The sequence below is a fragment of the Psychromonas sp. 14N.309.X.WAT.B.A12 genome (genome assembly GCF_030397575.1).
Lineage (GTDB): Bacteria > Pseudomonadota > Gammaproteobacteria > Enterobacterales > Psychromonadaceae > Psychromonas.
The window spans coordinates 38,446-55,262 of the sequence record NZ_JAPNXS010000009.1; the positions used below are offsets into that span (position 1 = coordinate 38,446).

General features: G+C 38.7%; 14 protein-coding genes and 1 pseudogene. 2 read left to right on the top strand and 13 right to left on the bottom strand.

Going from position 1 to position 16,817, the window contains the following annotated elements; all coding sequences use genetic code 11:
- Positions 1-45 precede the first annotated feature (45 nt).
- On the bottom strand, positions 46-303 hold the full coding sequence (rpmA, locus tag OW492_RS12360; protein WP_113818176.1) for a 50S ribosomal protein L27: 258 nt from the start codon (positions 301-303) through the stop codon (positions 46-48).
- Between the two features lie 16 nt (positions 304-319).
- Positions 320-631 (bottom strand): 50S ribosomal protein L21, encoded by a 312-nt coding sequence (gene rplU / locus OW492_RS12365; RefSeq protein ID WP_113818175.1) that lies wholly within the window; start codon positions 629-631, stop codon positions 320-322.
- Between the two features lie 572 nt (positions 632-1,203).
- On the opposite strand from rplU, the gene ispB reads away from it, so the two are divergent.
- Entirely contained in the window at positions 1,204-2,175 is a 972-nt protein-coding gene (gene ispB, locus OW492_RS12370) for an octaprenyl diphosphate synthase (protein ID WP_290040344.1), read from the top strand.
- 456 nt (positions 2,176-2,631) lie between these two features.
- Here ispB and OW492_RS12375 read toward each other — a convergent pair whose 3' ends face one another.
- The 10 genes and pseudogenes from OW492_RS12375 to tsaE form a co-directional block, all read right to left on the bottom strand.
- Complete coding sequence (locus OW492_RS12375; protein WP_290040346.1) at positions 2,632-3,948, bottom strand: adenylosuccinate synthase; 1,317 nt, start codon at positions 3,946-3,948, stop codon at positions 2,632-2,634.
- A gap of 173 nt (positions 3,949-4,121) precedes the next feature.
- On the bottom strand, positions 4,122-4,988 hold the full coding sequence (hflC, locus tag OW492_RS12380) for a protease modulator HflC (protein ID WP_290040347.1): 867 nt from the start codon (positions 4,986-4,988) through the stop codon (positions 4,122-4,124).
- Positions 4,988-6,172: an FtsH protease activity modulator HflK gene (hflK, locus tag OW492_RS12385; protein WP_290040348.1), complete on the bottom strand. Its 1,185-nt coding sequence runs from the start codon at positions 6,170-6,172 to the stop codon at positions 4,988-4,990. The genes hflC and hflK overlap by 1 nt, the downstream gene beginning before the upstream one ends.
- A 138-nt stretch (positions 6,173-6,310) precedes the next feature.
- Entirely contained in the window at positions 6,311-7,642 is a 1,332-nt protein-coding gene (gene hflX, locus OW492_RS12390) for a ribosome rescue GTPase HflX (RefSeq protein WP_290040350.1), read from the bottom strand.
- A gap of 209 nt (positions 7,643-7,851) precedes the next feature.
- The gene (hfq, locus tag OW492_RS12395; RefSeq protein ID WP_113818168.1) at positions 7,852-8,079 is read right to left on the bottom strand and encodes an RNA chaperone Hfq; all 228 of its coding nucleotides are present in this window, start codon (positions 8,077-8,079) and stop codon (positions 7,852-7,854) included.
- A gap of 154 nt (positions 8,080-8,233) precedes the next feature.
- Positions 8,234-9,169 carry a tRNA (adenosine(37)-N6)-dimethylallyltransferase MiaA gene (gene miaA, locus OW492_RS12400; protein WP_290040352.1) on the bottom strand — a complete coding sequence of 312 codons (936 nt, stop codon included), beginning with the start codon at positions 9,167-9,169 and terminating at the stop codon, positions 8,234-8,236.
- A gap of 1 nt (position 9,170) precedes the next feature.
- Positions 9,171-11,063 (bottom strand): DNA mismatch repair endonuclease MutL, encoded by a 1,893-nt coding sequence (mutL, locus tag OW492_RS12405; protein ID WP_290040354.1) that lies wholly within the window; start codon positions 11,061-11,063, stop codon positions 9,171-9,173.
- 18 nt (positions 11,064-11,081) lie between these two features.
- Entirely contained in the window at positions 11,082-12,317 is a 1,236-nt protein-coding gene (locus tag OW492_RS12410; protein WP_290040537.1) for a LysM peptidoglycan-binding domain-containing protein, read from the bottom strand.
- Between the two features lie 39 nt (positions 12,318-12,356).
- A pseudogene (locus OW492_RS12415) lies at positions 12,357-13,631 on the bottom strand (N-acetylmuramoyl-L-alanine amidase); the annotation flags it as partial.
- Positions 13,632-13,705: 74 nt separating this feature from the next.
- Complete coding sequence (tsaE, locus tag OW492_RS12420) at positions 13,706-14,164, bottom strand: tRNA (adenosine(37)-N6)-threonylcarbamoyltransferase complex ATPase subunit type 1 TsaE (RefSeq protein WP_290040357.1); 459 nt, start codon at positions 14,162-14,164, stop codon at positions 13,706-13,708.
- Positions 14,165-14,445: 281 nt separating this feature from the next.
- On the opposite strand from tsaE, the gene queG reads away from it, so the two are divergent.
- Positions 14,446-15,627: a tRNA epoxyqueuosine(34) reductase QueG gene (gene queG, locus OW492_RS12425; RefSeq protein WP_290040359.1), complete on the top strand. Its 1,182-nt coding sequence runs from the start codon at positions 14,446-14,448 to the stop codon at positions 15,625-15,627.
- 166 nt (positions 15,628-15,793) lie between these two features.
- Here the strand turns inward: queG and tsaD are convergent, their stop codons facing one another.
- On the bottom strand, positions 15,794-16,813 hold the full coding sequence (gene tsaD / locus OW492_RS12430) for a tRNA (adenosine(37)-N6)-threonylcarbamoyltransferase complex transferase subunit TsaD (RefSeq protein WP_290040361.1): 1,020 nt from the start codon (positions 16,811-16,813) through the stop codon (positions 15,794-15,796).
- Positions 16,814-16,817 lie beyond the last annotated feature (4 nt).

The following is a 16,817-nucleotide window of genomic DNA, read 5'->3' on the forward strand; positions in this document are numbered from 1 at the left end:
AAACCTCGCATTTGCGAGGCTTTTTAAAATTTGCTTCGAAATAAATTATTCAGCTACGATGCTCACGAATGAACGAACAGGCTTACCTTTCTTTTCGAATTTAACAGTACCAGTCGCTTTAGCGAATAGTGTGTGGTCTTTACCTAGGCCAACATTTAGACCAGCGTGGAATTTAGTACCACGTTGACGAACTAAAATGTTACCAGCTAAAACAGATTCGCCACCAAAACGTTTAACACCTAAGCGTTTACTTTCTGAATCACGACCGTTATTAGTACTACCACCAGCTTTTTTATGTGCCATTTTTAATAACTCCTAATTAAGCGTTAATCGCAGTAATTTTAATTTCAGTAAACCACTGGCGGTGACCAGCTTGCTTACGAGAATGTTTACGACGGCGGAACTTAACGATTTTAACTTTTTTACCACGACCGTGAGTTACTACTTCTGCAGTAACTTTACTACCTTCAACGTATGGAACACCAACTTTAACGTCTTCAGCACTTGCTACTAATAGAACTTTATCAAATTCTACAGTTGCACCAGCTTCAACATCAAGTTTTTCCAAACGAAGAGTTTGTTCAACAGCAACACGGTGTTGCTTGCCACCACTCTGGATAACAGCGTACATGTTTCTTACTCCGTTCAGGCATCTCGTGTTGTTTTATTTCAAACAGAACATCGAGAGCGCACTAATTAATCACAATGGACGCGGATTCTACAGAGAGATTGTCAATTTGGCAATGGCTTTTAAGTAAAATATTGCAATTATATTGTAGTTTTTTATTCACCGTAAAAATCACGGTAAAAGTAGCTAAAAATCAGCTGTAATTATTCTCGATATGACGCAAATAAAATACACTGCTAATATTTCGATAAATCTTCAAGGCTCATTATAACAAATAAATGCCCCTCTAAAAGCAGGAAAACTACCGCCACTCACTCAGTAAATGGTCATGTTAACCACTAAAACAACTTCAAATGTTAAATAGATAAACTTTATAATTCACAATTTACCTAAAAAACAACAAAAAAAGTATTAAAAAGAAGCAAAATAAAATCGTAATAATCAACTAAAATCGGCTTAACTTCATAGTTGATTATTAAATGATGATTAAGGCTCTGTAAATACCCCTATGGAGTTGAGATATGCTGAAGAAACGGGAATAATACACCCACTATTTCCAATGGGACTTTTTTGGCATGGATATTAAACAAATTCAGCAGCTTTCTTCTACAGACATGACTCAAGTTAATCAATTGATTACTGAGCAATTGAGCTCTGATGTTGCATTAATTAATCAACTTGGTTTTTACATCATCAATAGTGGTGGTAAACGCATTCGCCCTTTGATCACAGTACTAGCTGCACAAGCCTTAGAAGTACATTCTCCAGAAACAACAAAATTGGCTGCTATCATTGAGTTTATTCATACGGCCACGTTATTACATGATGATGTTGTTGATGAGTCAGAATTGCGCCGCGGTGAGAAAACCGCAAACGCCCTATTTGGTAATGCTGCTAGTGTATTAGTAGGTGATTTTCTTTATAGCCGTTCTTTTGAAATGATGACCGAGCTAGAAAACCTTAAAGTAATGAAAGTACTAGCTAGTGCGACCAACGTCATTGCTGAAGGTGAAGTATTACAATTAATGAATTGTAATAATCCAGATACGACTGAAAAAGTGTATATGGACGTTATCTACTTCAAAACAGCCAAACTATTTGAAGCTGCGACACAGTTAGTTGCAGTACTAGGTGAGCAATCGACAGATATTGAAAATGCTCTATTGGATTACGGTAAATATCTAGGTACTGCATTCCAACTGACAGACGACGTCATGGATTATGCATCTAACGCTAAAGAAATGGGTAAAAACACCGGAGATGATCTTGCAGAAGGCAAACCAACTCTTCCCCTACTATATGCAATGCAGCATGGTAACGAAGCACAAACTAGCTTGATCCGAGAAGCGATTGAAAAAGGCAATGGGATCGAAAATTTTGAGACTATCATGCAAGCTTTAAACGAAACCAAAGCACTAGAATATACAAAAGCACGTGCGATGGAAGAAGCCGACAAAGCCATTAATGCTATTGCAATACTACCTGACAGTGATTACAAGCAAGCACTAATCAGTCTTGCGCATATTGCAGCTAACCGAAACAGCTAACCATTATAGTTAATAGCACTACTCATTAGGTTTAATAGTAGTAACACAATCAACGACAACACGAATAATAGAAGGGACAATATCTACGTATTGTCCCTTTTTTATGTCTATTTTTGACGAGTTTATCGAGGCTTTTACCTAGTTAAACTGACTAACTATTTAATATCTTGCAAGATCAAAAAGGCCCGCGCTATTTTCAAAAATAACGCGGGCCTTTTTTAACACAATTATACCTATACCAACCACACTAATTAACTGATCTATTTTACTTGTTAAAATAACTTATTTCTTCGTTGTAATTTTCGTAAATAGAGCAACTATTAGAGAATTAACATCTTGTCGTTAACTCTCCAACAGACAATTAACCAAGTTAATCGTCTAAAGACTTAAATTACGTCTTGAACTAAGTCATTTCTCAGGCGCAAAATTTAAATCAATTATTCAATGTGATTAATACTATTCGCTAAATGGATTAACGCGGATAATTGTTTCGTTACGATCTGGACCAGTTGATATTAGATCCATAGGGATCCCAGTCAACTCTTCTAGACGTTTAATATAAGCTTTTGCATTAGCAGGCAGTGCATCATAAGTAGTAACACCAAATGATACTTCAGACCAACCAGGCATTGATTCATAAACAGGAACAGCCTGCTCATAACCATCCGCACACATAGGTGGTACATCAACAACTTTACCGTCAGGCATAGTGTAACCAGTACAGATCTTAATTTCTTCTAACCCATCTAATACATCAAGCTTAGTTAAACAAAAACCAGTAATACTGTTTAACTGTACTGCACGTTTAATCGCAACTGCATCAAACCAACCTGTACGACGTAAACGACCTGTTGTAGCACCAAATTCATGGCCGACTGTGCCCATATGGTGACCAGCAGGGTCTAAGTGTTTAACCCCGTCGTAAAGCTCAGTCGGGAAAGGACCCGAACCAACACGTGTTGTGTAAGCTTTCACGATACCTAGTACGTAATCAAGATGTGTAGGACCAAAACCACTACCAGTAGCAACGCCACCAGCGGTTGTGTTTGATGATGTTACGTATGGGTATGTACCGTGGTCAATATCCAATAACGTACCTTGTGCACCTTCAAACAAGATAAGATCACCACGTAGACGTGCTTTATCAAGCTCATCTGTCACATCAATAACCATGCTAATTAATAGCGGAGCCATTTCAATCATTTGTGCTAATACATCTTCGTAACTTACTGGGTCAGTTTTATAGTAGTTAACTAATTGGAAGTTATGGAACTCCATTACTTCTTTAAGTTTAACGGCAAACTTCTCCATATTAAATAAGTCATCTACACGCAAACCACGACGTGCAACCTTATCTTCATAAGCTGGACCGATACCACGACCAGTTGTACCAATAGCTTTATTGCCACGTGCTTTTTCGCGCGCAACGTCTAATGCTACATGGTAAGGAAGAATTAGAGGACAACCTTCACTAATTGAAAGACGCTCTTTGGCTGGAATGCCTCGCTCAATAAGCATGTTCATTTCTTTGAACAATGCATCAGGTGCTAATACCACACCATTACCGATGACACATTTTACGTTTTCACGCAGTATGCCTGATGGAATCAGATGAAGTACTGTTTTCTCTCCATCGATTACTAGTGTATGACCCGCATTGTGGCCGCCTTGATAGCGTACAACCCATTGCGCTTTGTCTGTAAGTAGATCAACTACTTTCCCTTTACCTTCATCACCCCATTGAGTGCCAAGAATTACTACATTTTTTCCCATCAGAATCACATATCTCTAGCGAATTGAGCGGGGATTTTAGCAAAGTTTAAACAGTTGGATCAATATCTTTGTGAGTTTATCGCGACATATATAATTTAAAATAAAAAAAAGGCCGATAAATCGGCCTTTTTACAATCACTTAGTATTTAATTTCGAACTATAAATAGTGAATATTATTTCTTATTGTTCATATATTTAAAGAAGTCTGAGTCAGGGCTTAATACCATTACGTCTTGTTTGTCTGCAAAGCTTTTTTGATAAGCTTGCATACTACGCATGAAGGCATAAAACTCAGCATCTTTAGCAAAGGCTTCTGAGTAAATTTTAGATGATGTTGCATCACCACGACCACGTATCTCAGCAGACTCTTTATTTGCTTGAGCTAGCATAATAGATACTTTACGGTCGATATTAGCGCGTATCACTTCAGATTTTTCTTGACCTTCTGAACGATGCTCTCTTGCAACAGCTTGTCGCTCGGCGCGCATACGCTTGTAAACACTATTACTCACACCATCCGGTAAATTAATTTTCTTGATGCGCACATCAACTACTTTAATACCTAACTCAGATGAACGTGCCATACGTTTCAATGCCGTTTCCATCACTTCACCACGTTTACCAGAGACAATATCTTTAATCGTATGTGAACCAATTTCATTACGCAGACCATTATTGATTTTACGCTTCAATAACGCTTCAGCTTGCATTTTATTACCACCAGTTGATAAGTAATAAACCGCTAAATCATCAATTTGCCACTTAACATAAGAATCAATGATTAAATCTTTTTTCTCTGATGTTACAAAGCGATCTGGTTGGTCATCTAGCGTTTGAATACGTGTGTCCATAACACGAACAGTATCGATAAATGGCACTTTGAAGTGTAAACCAGGTGCATAAACCACTGGATTATTATCACTATCACGTTTTACTTTACTAAACTGTAAAACAATACCGTTTTGACCTTCAGAAACAACAAACGCGCTGCTAATGAAAGCTATAAACAAAATTGCTGGTAGTATTAATAATCTTTTCATTAGTAGTCTCTCCCCGTTGTACGGCTGCTACGCGAAGCTCTCTCATTAATTGCGGCACGCTCATCTAGGTCTGCTTTTTGATCTTCACGTGAACGTGTTTCGATCTCAGTTTCAACCGGTAAACGTGTTGTGTTGTTAGACTTATCCATCAATTTATCAAGCGGAAGGAAAGTTAAGTTACCACCTGCTTTGTTATCGATTAATACCTTAGATGCATTACCCAATACTTTCTCCATCGTTTCAATGTATAAACGTTGGCGAGTGACTTCAGGGTTAGCTTGGTACTCAGGTAGTAATTGATTAAATTTAGCAACTGCACCTTGCGCTTCTAAGATAATACCTTCTTCATATGAACGAGCTTGTTGTTCGATACGTTTAACTTGACCACGTGCAATTGGTTCTTTCTCTCGCTCATAAGCTTCAGCTTCACGTACAAAACGCTCTTCATCTTCTTGTGCAGCAATTGCATCATCAAAGGCATCTCTAACTTGTTCAGGTGGACGTGTTTGTTGTAAGTTCACGTCTAGAATTTGGATACCTAAGTGGTAGCTCTCAATAATTTTATTAAGCATCTCCCACGTTTCTTGACGAACCACTTCACGACCTGTTGTTAATGCATCATCCATAGTTGAATGACCAATAACAAAACGTAAAGAACTGTCTAACGCCTGTAATAAACTATTATCAGCATTAGTTACGCTGAATAGATATTTTTCAGGCTCAACGATTCGGTATTGAATTTCCATTGAAACTTGTACAATATTTTCATCTTCGGTCAACATAAAACCAGATGTAGGTAAGGTACGGAAGGCTTCAACGTTAATTGGAATAATTTGATCAACAAACTTTGGATTCCAATGTAAACCAGGTTCAACCTGTGAATGATAAGCACCAAAACGCAGCACAACACCACGGTCAGATTCTTTAATGGTATACCAACCACTGGCGAACCAAACAATAGCGATGACACTTAGTATGGCAATAGCAACAACCTTACCGCCATTACCACTGTTGCCACTAGAAGGACCTTGTGTAGATTTCTTTCCAAATAAGCCACCTAAAAATCCAGATATCTTTTGAAAAACAACGTCTAAGTCAGGAGGTCCCTGCTCATTCTTTTTATCGTTTTTGTTCCACGGGTCTTGATCTTTTTTATCATCTTTACCCGGTTCATTCCAAGCCATGTTAGCTCCTGATTTACTCATAAATTGAATTAATAAAATCTGTTTAATAATGAATCATTTAAAAGAATTTACCAAACACTTAAACTATTACTGCAATGTAACAATGTTCAGTCTAATAATAAAGCGCTTAATGACATATTAGGTCCAATCTTCTTTCTCTAACTCTGCCACAGTTTGATAATTATTATCCACTACAAATTGCTCTATGTAGTCACCTTCTTGCTTTATTAAACGTTGCCAATCGGTGTTATTCAAACGAATATCGATTACACAATTACCATTTTCTGCATAGCTTTCATTTTCAATACACTCTAATTGATAAAATAGAGCACGCAACTTGCCTTGAGCAGGTGGTATTGATAATTGTAATGAACGAATCTTACCCGATAATAAACTGCTTAAAGCATTAAACAATAGATCTACACCAATATTTTGCTGTGCTGATAACCAAACGCGAGTTGGCACACCTAAATCATCATAGTCTATTCTTGGTTCCGCTTCTTCTAGCGCATCAATTTTATTCATCACCATTAAATGAGGCACTTCACTAGCATCAATTTCTGCTAACACTTCTTCTACAGCTTCAACATTGGCCAAGTAGTTTTCATCAGAGCAATCCACTACATGTAACAACAGAGTTGCTTCACGTGTTTCTTGTAAGGTCGCCTTAAAAGCTGCCACTAAATCATGTGGTAAGTGACGGATAAAGCCTACTGTATCAGCTAAAATACAAGTACCTACATCATCTACTGAAATTTTGCGTAATGTTGGGTCTAAGGTCGCAAATAGTTGGTCAGCAGCATACACTTTTGCTTCGGTAATTTGATTAAACAAAGTCGATTTTCCGGCATTGGTGTAACCCACCAGCGAAACCGTAGGCACTTCATTACGAAGACGAGCTCTACGGCCCTGCTCACGTTGTTTCGATACCTTGCTTAACCTTGATTTAATCGTTGTGATACGAGCGCTTAATAAACGTCTATCAGTTTCTAACTGAGTTTCACCAGGACCACGCATACCAACACCACCTTTTTGTTTATCAAGGTGACTCCAACCACGTACTAACCGGCTCGACATATAATGAAGTTGTGCAAGCTCAACTTGTAATTTACCTTCATAGGTGCGTGCGCGTTGTGCAAAAATATCCAGAATTAATGCAGTTCTATCTAACACTAAACACTCACACTTTTGCTCCATATTACGCAATTGTGCAGGTGATAATGCATGATTGAAGATAACAATATCAGCGCCCATGGTATGAACGGTATCTGCAATTTCTTGCGCTTTACCTGTACCAACAAAAAAACGTGCGTGAGGTGACTTACGAGGACCTGTTACTGTGGCAACAGGTGTAACACCGGCAGAGCTAACTAACAACTTTAGTTCATCAATATCTTCTTTATTATTTTCATCTGTAAAAGAGACATGAACTAAAACAGCCTGTTCACCGGCTTCATAACGATCAAACAAATAATTCTCCAATATAATAAGTAAAGATAATAGGTGGTGCTTAATGACGAGATTTCAAGACTAAACATCAAATTTAATCCTATCACAGCTGTCATATGAATATACTGTATAGATTAGAAAAGAGACCACTATTAAATAAAAAAATGGCCTGCATTAAGCAAGCCATTTTATTTATAATAGGATAATTCCCATTTCATTAAATAAGTACACTATTCTTCGTGAGTGATACTTGGTAATGCTCTACTAGGTACTACAGTAGAAATTGCATGTTTATATACCATTTGACTAACAGTATTTTTTAATAAAATGACAAATTGATCAAAGGACTCTATTTGCCCTTGTAGCTTTATTCCATTTACTAAATAAATTGCGACAGGGATTCGTTCTTTACGCAAGGTATTTAGGAAAGGATCCTGAAGTGATTGTCCTTTTGCCATTAGCGATTCCTTAAGTGTTCTTTATTATTATAATCAAATATAAGTATAACTAAGGAATAGAAAAAAACCGACTGAAAACGTAAAATTTTGATCCGTACCTCCTTCTATCCTCTTGTAATTTAAATAACTAACGATTTGCACTAGATTTGGACGCTTATAAAACACCTTTAATTTTTTCAAAGTTATCTAGATCGGCACTTTCTAACCAATGGATATTTTGTTTCCAACCTCTTAACCAGGTCATTTGTCGTTTAGCTAGTTGGCGAGTCGCAACGACACCTCGGAAACGCATCTCTTCATAATCCATTTTTCCTTCTATATATTCCCACATTTGACGATAGCCAACACAGCGCATGGAAGGTAAATCTAAATGTAGGTCGCCACGTTCATACAAGGCTCTGACCTCTTCCTCAAAACCACCAGCTAACATCAGATCAAAACGACGCTCTATACGTTCATGTAACACTGCTTTTTCAGATGGCGCTATCGCAAATTGTTGTACATCAAACGGGATTGGATCACTTTTTACTTCGGTCAGCTCCGTCATGCTTTTACCTGTAATACGGTACACTTCAATGGCACGAGCCAATCGTTGTGGGTCGTTAACATGAATACGCTTCGCAGAAACGGGATCTATCTGTTGAAGCTCTTCGTGTAGTGCTTGCCAACTGCTTTCATTAACTTGCTTTTCTATTGCTGCCCGTACTATTGGATCTGCGCTCGGTAAAGGTGATAAACCTTCTACTAAGGCCTTATAATACAACATGGTACCGCCTACTAATAAAGGCGTATTACCTCTAGCAACAATCTCATTCATTAAACGCAATGCATCATCACGAAAATTGCCCGCGGAATAACTCTCTGTGGGGTCAATAATATCAACTAACATATGAGGAGCTAAAGCTTGCTCTTCTGCACTTGGTTTGGCTGTACCAATATCCATCTGTTTATAAATAAGTGCAGAATCCACACTAATGATTTCACAGCGACATTGTTGAGCCAGTTTGATCGCTAAATCTGTTTTACCTGAGGCAGTTGGCCCCATTAAAAAAATCGCTTTTGGGAAGGCGCTGGTAATGGTGTCGGTCATTCTATTGAATACCCTGTAATAATAATGACAAATTAGGTTGTTTAAAGCAGCTTTGTAGTGCTTCATCTGACAAACTGCTTAATGCTTCAAGTAAAGGATTTATCTCTGTTGCAGAAAACGCTTTTTCAGACTCTTGAGCTACTAATAAGTGGCTGAGTTGATCACATAATTGCTTCACTTGTTGCTCGCTATTTTGGTTTTCTACTTGGCTATCTACCTGGTTGGATGAATCGAATAGCTGCGGTAAAATAGTCGCAATCGGAGCATGTCTAAAAGCGGCAGGCACTTGACTAACAATCACAAACTGCGATTGAAATTTATAAGTGAAACCTAAGCGAGCTAATAATGTGCTAGCTTGCTCTGCTACAGTTAACATCTCAGCATTCAATTTAAAGCGTACTGGCAACAATAAAGGTTGTGAAATCACTTCACCATCTTGCCAAGCATTGAATAGCTGAGCAGACACGCTATTTTTATGCACTTTAGACAGTGACATGATCAATAAGCCATTCGATGTTAATGCACTTAATGAAGCAGCAATAGGTTGAATCAGCAAATGCTCTTGATCAATCACACTGACTAATTTAGCCATTGCGGAAGAACTTTGTGTACTCGTTGTATTACTGGGTAACGCAATATCCTGCTGGAACGCTTCCGCCACAAAATCACAATAAGCACCAACTTGTTGATGGTCTAATTGTGGGCGGGCTGGCATCGCAGAATAACCACCAGAAGTACCAGAATACTCACCACGACGAGGGCTAGCTTCGCTGTTCGAAGCTTGATTGTAATCACCGGACTGCCCGCCGGATAACTGGCTTGGCGGTTGGTAAGCATGCTCTGCTACGCGGGGTTGCTCAGTAGCTTGCTGCGCTTCAACATCATGACTTAATAATGAGCTATCACTCAAAGTTGAGTTTAGCGTGCTACTAATAAAGTCATGCACCCAGCGAGCTTGATGGAATCGTACTTCATGTTTAGCAGGATGCACATTGACATCCACCTCTTTAGCATCACATTCAATGTAAATAATATAACCAGGAAACATGCCCTGTGGAATAAAGTGTGCAAACACTTGTTTAATCGCATGATTCACTAATTTGTCTCGAATCATGCGTCCATTGATATAACAATATTGCACATCAGCTAATGGACGAGGAGATAAACGATCCGATACCCAACCGGATATCTTCAAAGCTTGGTCTGCATGTTCAAAAAACACCGCATGTTGAATAAACTGCTCGCTGCAAATAGCTGCAATACGTTTTTCCTGCTGTACCTGTTCTGGCGCAGCTCTGTACTGCCTTACGATTTTTCTATTATGTTTGAGAGTGAGCGCAATATCAAAGCGACTCAATGCAATACGCTTGATTAACTCGTCTATATGTTGAAATTCAGTTTTTTCTGTTTTTAAAAAGCGACGTCGAGCAGGTGTATTAAAGAACAGATCCAACACCTCAACAGTTGTCCCTTGCGGATGAGCGGCAGGCTGTACATTAACTTGCATATCTCTGCCTTCAGCAACGGCTTGCCATGCTTGCTCTTGGTCCGCAGGTTTAGAGGTAAAAGTCAATCGAGAAACAGAGCTTACACTGGCTAATGCCTCACCTCTAAAACCTAAACTGACAATCGCCTCTAAGTCATCAAGATGGCTTATTTTACTGGTAGCATGGCGGCTTAATGCAAGTGTCAATTGATCTTTACTGACACCTTTACCGTTATCTTTAATGCGGATGCACTTAGCACCACCCTGCTCTATTTCTATTTCAATACGGGTGGCGCCAGCATCTAAACTGTTTTCCACTAACTCTTTAACCACAGAAGCAGGACGCTCTACCACTTCACCAGCCGCAATTTGGTTAGCTAAACGTGCAGGTAATATCTGAATTGACATGATAATAGACTCGTTAAACTAGCTCACAGGAATTGTTAACACTTGGCCAACAGCCAATGATTTACTACGTAAATTATTAGTCGAAATAATTGCACTGGTAGTTGTACCATAACGCTGTGCAATTACCGACAATGACTCTCCACTGCGCACTTTATGTTGTGTTTTTTGCGCGCTAGCCGTTGGTATTTTTAAACGTTGACCAATATTTAATGAATTTGAACGTAAGCCATTAAACTGTTTTAACTGTTGTGTAGACACGCCGTATCGGCTTGCAATCACTGACAAAGATTGGCCTTTTTCCACGGTATGTGTTGATGGTCGAACCGGTGCGCTGTAATTTTCACTTGGAATTTTCAGTACTTGGCCTACAGACAAACGTGTCGAACTTAACTGGTTATAAGCTTGAAACTGTTGAGCGCTTCTATCATAGCGTTGCGCAATTACAGACAATGACTCACCACGCTCTACTTTATGCTCTGTTGGCACCTCTACTTTCACTACAGGTGCTTGATAGTTTGAACTCCCCGCCCCAGGTATTTTAATCTTTTGACCAACACGTAAAGAGGTCGATTTAAGATTATTATAACTTTTTAAAGTCGATGTACTGGTGCCATACTTTTTAGCAATGACGGATAAAAACTCACCTTTTTTAACCACATGAAGGCGTTCAGGTTCAGCTTGTACTTGCCCGCCTGGTACTTTCAATTTTTGCCCAACAAAGACACCACTAGATTTTAAATTATTCGCTTGTTTAAGGTGGGTAATATTCGTCGCATACTTTTCAGCAATAACCGATAAAGAGTCACCTGATTTCACCGTATAAATCTGACTTTTTATTTGCGGTTTTATTTCCGGTGCTGGTGCTTTCGGAGCCACTTTTTTCTCCACAACACGTGTCTTTGTTGTTTCGGTGTAAGCACCAGGTATTTTAAGACGTTGCCCGACGCGTAATGTAGTTGAGGTTAGCTTGTTATATGAGGTTAACTGTTTAATACTTTTATTATATTTTTTAGCAATGGCTGATAGATACTCGCCACGAACAACGGTATGAACGACAGGTGTTTTAACCACTACTGTTTGTGTATTCGATGCTGCATTACCCGCACCAGGAATAGCAATTTTTTGTCCCACCGATAGTGTGGTATTTGATAAGTTATTATAAGCCACTAATTGCGCAGTAGTTTTACCGTATCTACTAGCAATTACTGATAAAGACTCACCTCGTTTAACTATATGGGTTGTCGCTTTTTGCACTGAAGTAACACGAGGTTCAGGTTCAACTACAACCTGATAATTCTCTGGAATACTTAATACTTGTCCAATTTTTAACGAACTAGATGTTAAATGATTAAAGCTTTTGAGTTTTGCCGCACTCACACTGTAGCGCTTAGAAAGAATTGATAGCGACTCACCACTTCGCACCGTATGTTTAGTCGCATGTTTTTTCTGAGCAAACAAAGTCCCTTGAGGTGGTTTTAAACTAAAGTGTTTGTAAATCCCTTTAAACACTGCATTCGCTATTTTAGCTTGAAACTCAGCTTGGTTAAGTAAACGTTCTTCAGTTGGATTAGTAATAAACCCAGCCTCCACCAAGATAGAAGGAATATCAGGTGATTTTAATACTGCAAGACTGGCATGCACAGGCTCTTTTTTATGCATGGTAGTAACTTTAGATAGCTCACTTGTCACTAAGCTACCAATGTTATAACCCACCCCCATGGTATTCCCCATAGACATATCCAAGAGCATTTTATTCAAGAATGGCACACTGTCTGAGTCTTGGATTAAATCTCCCGCACCACCTAATAACTGAGATTGCGCTTCATTTTTTTCCATCCAACGACCTAACTCAGTGGTCGCTCGACGATTAGATAATACCCAAACAGAAGCACCTTTAGGGCGACTAGAAGTAAAACCATCGGCATGGATAGACACTAAAAAGTCTGCTTTACCTTTACGTGCAATTTCAGAACGTTTGTTTAAGTTAACAAAATAATCACCAGTTCTGATCAAAAATGATTGCATACCACGTTGTGCATCAATAGTGTTTTTTAAGCGTTTAGCAATTTGTAGTGTGACTTTTTTCTCGTAACTATATTTACCCAAAGCCCCCGGATCATCACCACCATGACCAGCATCTATCGCGACGATAATGTTACGGCCATTAGGCGTTGCCGCTATTTTAGTGGGAACCTTGGTAGCAATTGTTGGTAAATCAATGACTAAACGGTGCCCATAGGGCTTTGCTGGCGGTAAGCTGAAAATTCTTGCTTTACTCGCAGTGGTTAAATCAATCACCAATCGAAAAGTATTCGCTTTTGCTGTTTTACTTTCGCGAATGCGAGTGATCAACTTACCTTTATTAGTAATCGCATTTAAGTCCGCTTTATTACGCGTTCCAGTTAAATCAATCACTAAACGATCCGGTTTAGTCAGATAATGGGTTTCGTATTGAGGTTTATTGGCGAGATCAAGTACAACCCGAGTATTGTCAGGAGAAGGCCAGGTACGTACACCTTTTAGTTCATTTTGAGCCGCAGCTACACTTAAACTAATGCATTGCATCATCAGGAAAGCGCAAAGCAAACTAACCTTACTAGATAACAGAGGCTTTAATAACATCACTGGATTGTACTTATTCATCATAAATTCTTTAATACTCTTAAGCCATTATCGGTATTTGCTTGTAACGTAATTTCACGCTGCTCACCAACATAAACGATGGTTAAATCTATATCTGGGTTAGGTAAAAAACCAACACCACGCTCAGGCCATTCCACTAAACAATGACTAGTTTCACCAAAATAATCTCGGATCCCCATAAACTCTAACTCTTCAGGGTCTGATAAACGATAAAGGTCAAAATGATAAACCTGCCAGTCAGCTAATTCATAAGGTTCAACTAACGTATAAGTCGGACTTTTTACATTACCAACATGCCCTAACCCCTGAATAAAACCACGTGTTAAGGTGGTTTTACCTGCACCAAGGTCACCGTGTAGATAAATACACGTAGCAGTTTCACAAGCTTTACTTAAACGGTTACCAAATTGAACAGTTTGTTCAGCATACAGTAACTTTTCTTTTAATAGATTCGACATTGAGATTTATTCATTCCGGTCTTGAGTTGAGTATATTGACAGCTAAATTCTTTAAATAGCATGAAAAACAATCTGAAATTGCGCTATTAATGAAGATAATAACAGAAAGCAGATACTTCACACTAGTGCTAGCCTAGTGCACAGCATAAACAATCACTCCAGAAAGTAAATTAATTACCTCTAGCCGAGCTAAGAGAAACACTCATGTTTAGTAAGTTATGCTAAACTAATGGCCTAGAAAACAGCTAAAAATAGACTTCTCACAACGAAATGCATAACAAATGACAAAAAATCAAAAATCAGAAGTATTACAAACAGATCCCAAAACTCCACTGTCATCGACTGCGTTAAGTGCGTTAGCTGAAAATATAAAAGCCTGGGGAAAAGCATTAGGGTTTCAAGCTGTTGGTATCAGTGATGTTGATTTAAAAGATCAAGAAGCAAATTTACAAGCTTGGTTAGATAACCAATACCATGGTGAAATGGATTACATGGAAAAGCACGGAATGATGCGCGCTCGTCCAGATGAACTTTTACCTGGCACCTTGCGCGTTATTTCCGTCAGAATGGATTATTTACCTGACGATGCACAATTTGCTGCTAATTTAGAAGACAAAGATCTCGCGTATATAAGTCGTTATGCATTAGGCAGGGATTACCATAAAGTACTGCGCAAACGCTTGAAGCAGTTGGGTGATAAAATAAAAAATGAAGTTGGCGAGTTAGGCTTTCGTCCTTTTGTTGATAGTGCACCTATTTTAGAGCGCCCGCTTGCTGAAAAAGCAGGTTTAGGCTGGGTAGGTAAGCATTCATTATTATTAGATAAAGACTCAGGATCTTGGTTTTTTCTTGGCGAACTATTAATTGATCTTGCTTTGCCCGTTGATCAAGCACAACAAAATCAGTGTGGTCAATGTGTTGCCTGTATCAAGATCTGTCCCACACAAGCAATAGTTGCACCTTATGTCGTGGATGGACGACGTTGTATCTCTTATTTAACCATTGAGCTACAAGGTGCAATTCCTAGCGAATTTCGTAAAGCAATCGGTAATCGTATTTATGGCTGTGATGATTGCCAATTAATTTGTCCGTGGAATCGTTTTGCAGAAACCACTCAAGAGTCAGATTACCAAGCCAAAGACTTTTTACAAAACCAGTCACTACTCAGTTTATTTGCTTGGTCTGAAACAACCTTTTTAAAAAATACTGAAGGTTCCCCGATACGACGTATTGGTTATCAGCGGTGGCTAAGAAATATCGCCGTTGCGCTAGGTAATGCACCAAGTAGTATTGATGTAATTACTAGTTTGCAAAATAAACTAACCGAAAGCGAAGATGAACTAGTCAATGAGCATATTGAATGGGCACTTACCGAGCAACAACAAAAATTGCCAATCAATATAGACAGATTAAACCAACGCTTAATTAAAGCCGTAAAAAAAGGCTTACCTAGAGATGCTTAAAAATAAATAATCTCAATTAAGGATAAGCAAAATGATACAACACTATTCCCGCGGATTTCTGCGTTATAATAATAATTATTAACCAAAGTGTAGATAAAGTAATAAAAAAGCCGTTAAACAATTTAATGCTCAACGGCTTTTAAAATGCAAGATAAAGGGTTAAAGATTAACTCTTCACACTTTCTAATTGATCTAATGGCCAACGTGGTTTAGCTTTAATTTCTAATCCTTGTATGTGCCCAGCTTTTAAACGTTGCATACCTGCATAAGCAATCATCGCACCATTATCGGTACAAAACTCACCGCGTGGATAAAATGCTTTGCCACCTAGCTTTTGCATTGTTTCAGCTAACTGCTCACGTAATGCCGTATTCGCACTCACACCGCCAGCAACGACTAAACGCTTCAAGCCAGTTTGTTTTAAAGCTCGCTTACATTTTATCGCAATGGTATCAATCACAGCTTCTTGGAAAGCATAAGCAATATCAGACTGTGTCTGTAAATCATTACCTTCACGAGCAATCGTTACAGCTGCAGAGGTTTTTAACCCGCTAAAACTGAAGTCTAAACCAGGTCTATCTGTCATTGGACGAGGAAATTTAAAACGCCCAGCTACACCATTTTCAGCCATTTTAGCTAAACGAGGTCCACCTGGGTAATCTAAACCTAACAATTTAGCGGTTTTATCAAAAGCTTCACCAGCTGCATCATCAATACTCTCACCTAATAAAGTATATTCACCAATATCATCCACTTGTACTAATAACGTATGTCCACCAGACACTAATAAAGCTACAAAAGGAAAATCAGGTTTATCATCTTCTAACATAGGTGCTAAAAGGTGCCCCTCCATGTGGTGAACAGCAATCGCTGGTTTATCCCATGCAAACGCAATACTACGACCAATACACGACCCCACTAATAATGCCCCCACTAAACCAGGGCCAGCAGTATAAGCAATTGCATCAATATCCTCTTTAGTGCAATTAGCTAAGGCTAACGCTTCTTTAATAAGTGGAATAGTTTTTCGTACATGGTCACGAGATGCAAGCTCAGGAACAACACCACCGTAATCCGCATGTAATTTCACCTGACTATATAACTGGTGCGATAACAAACCTTGTTGGTCGTCATAAACAGCAATACCTGTTTCATCACATGACGTTTCAATGCCTAAAATTCGCATACTA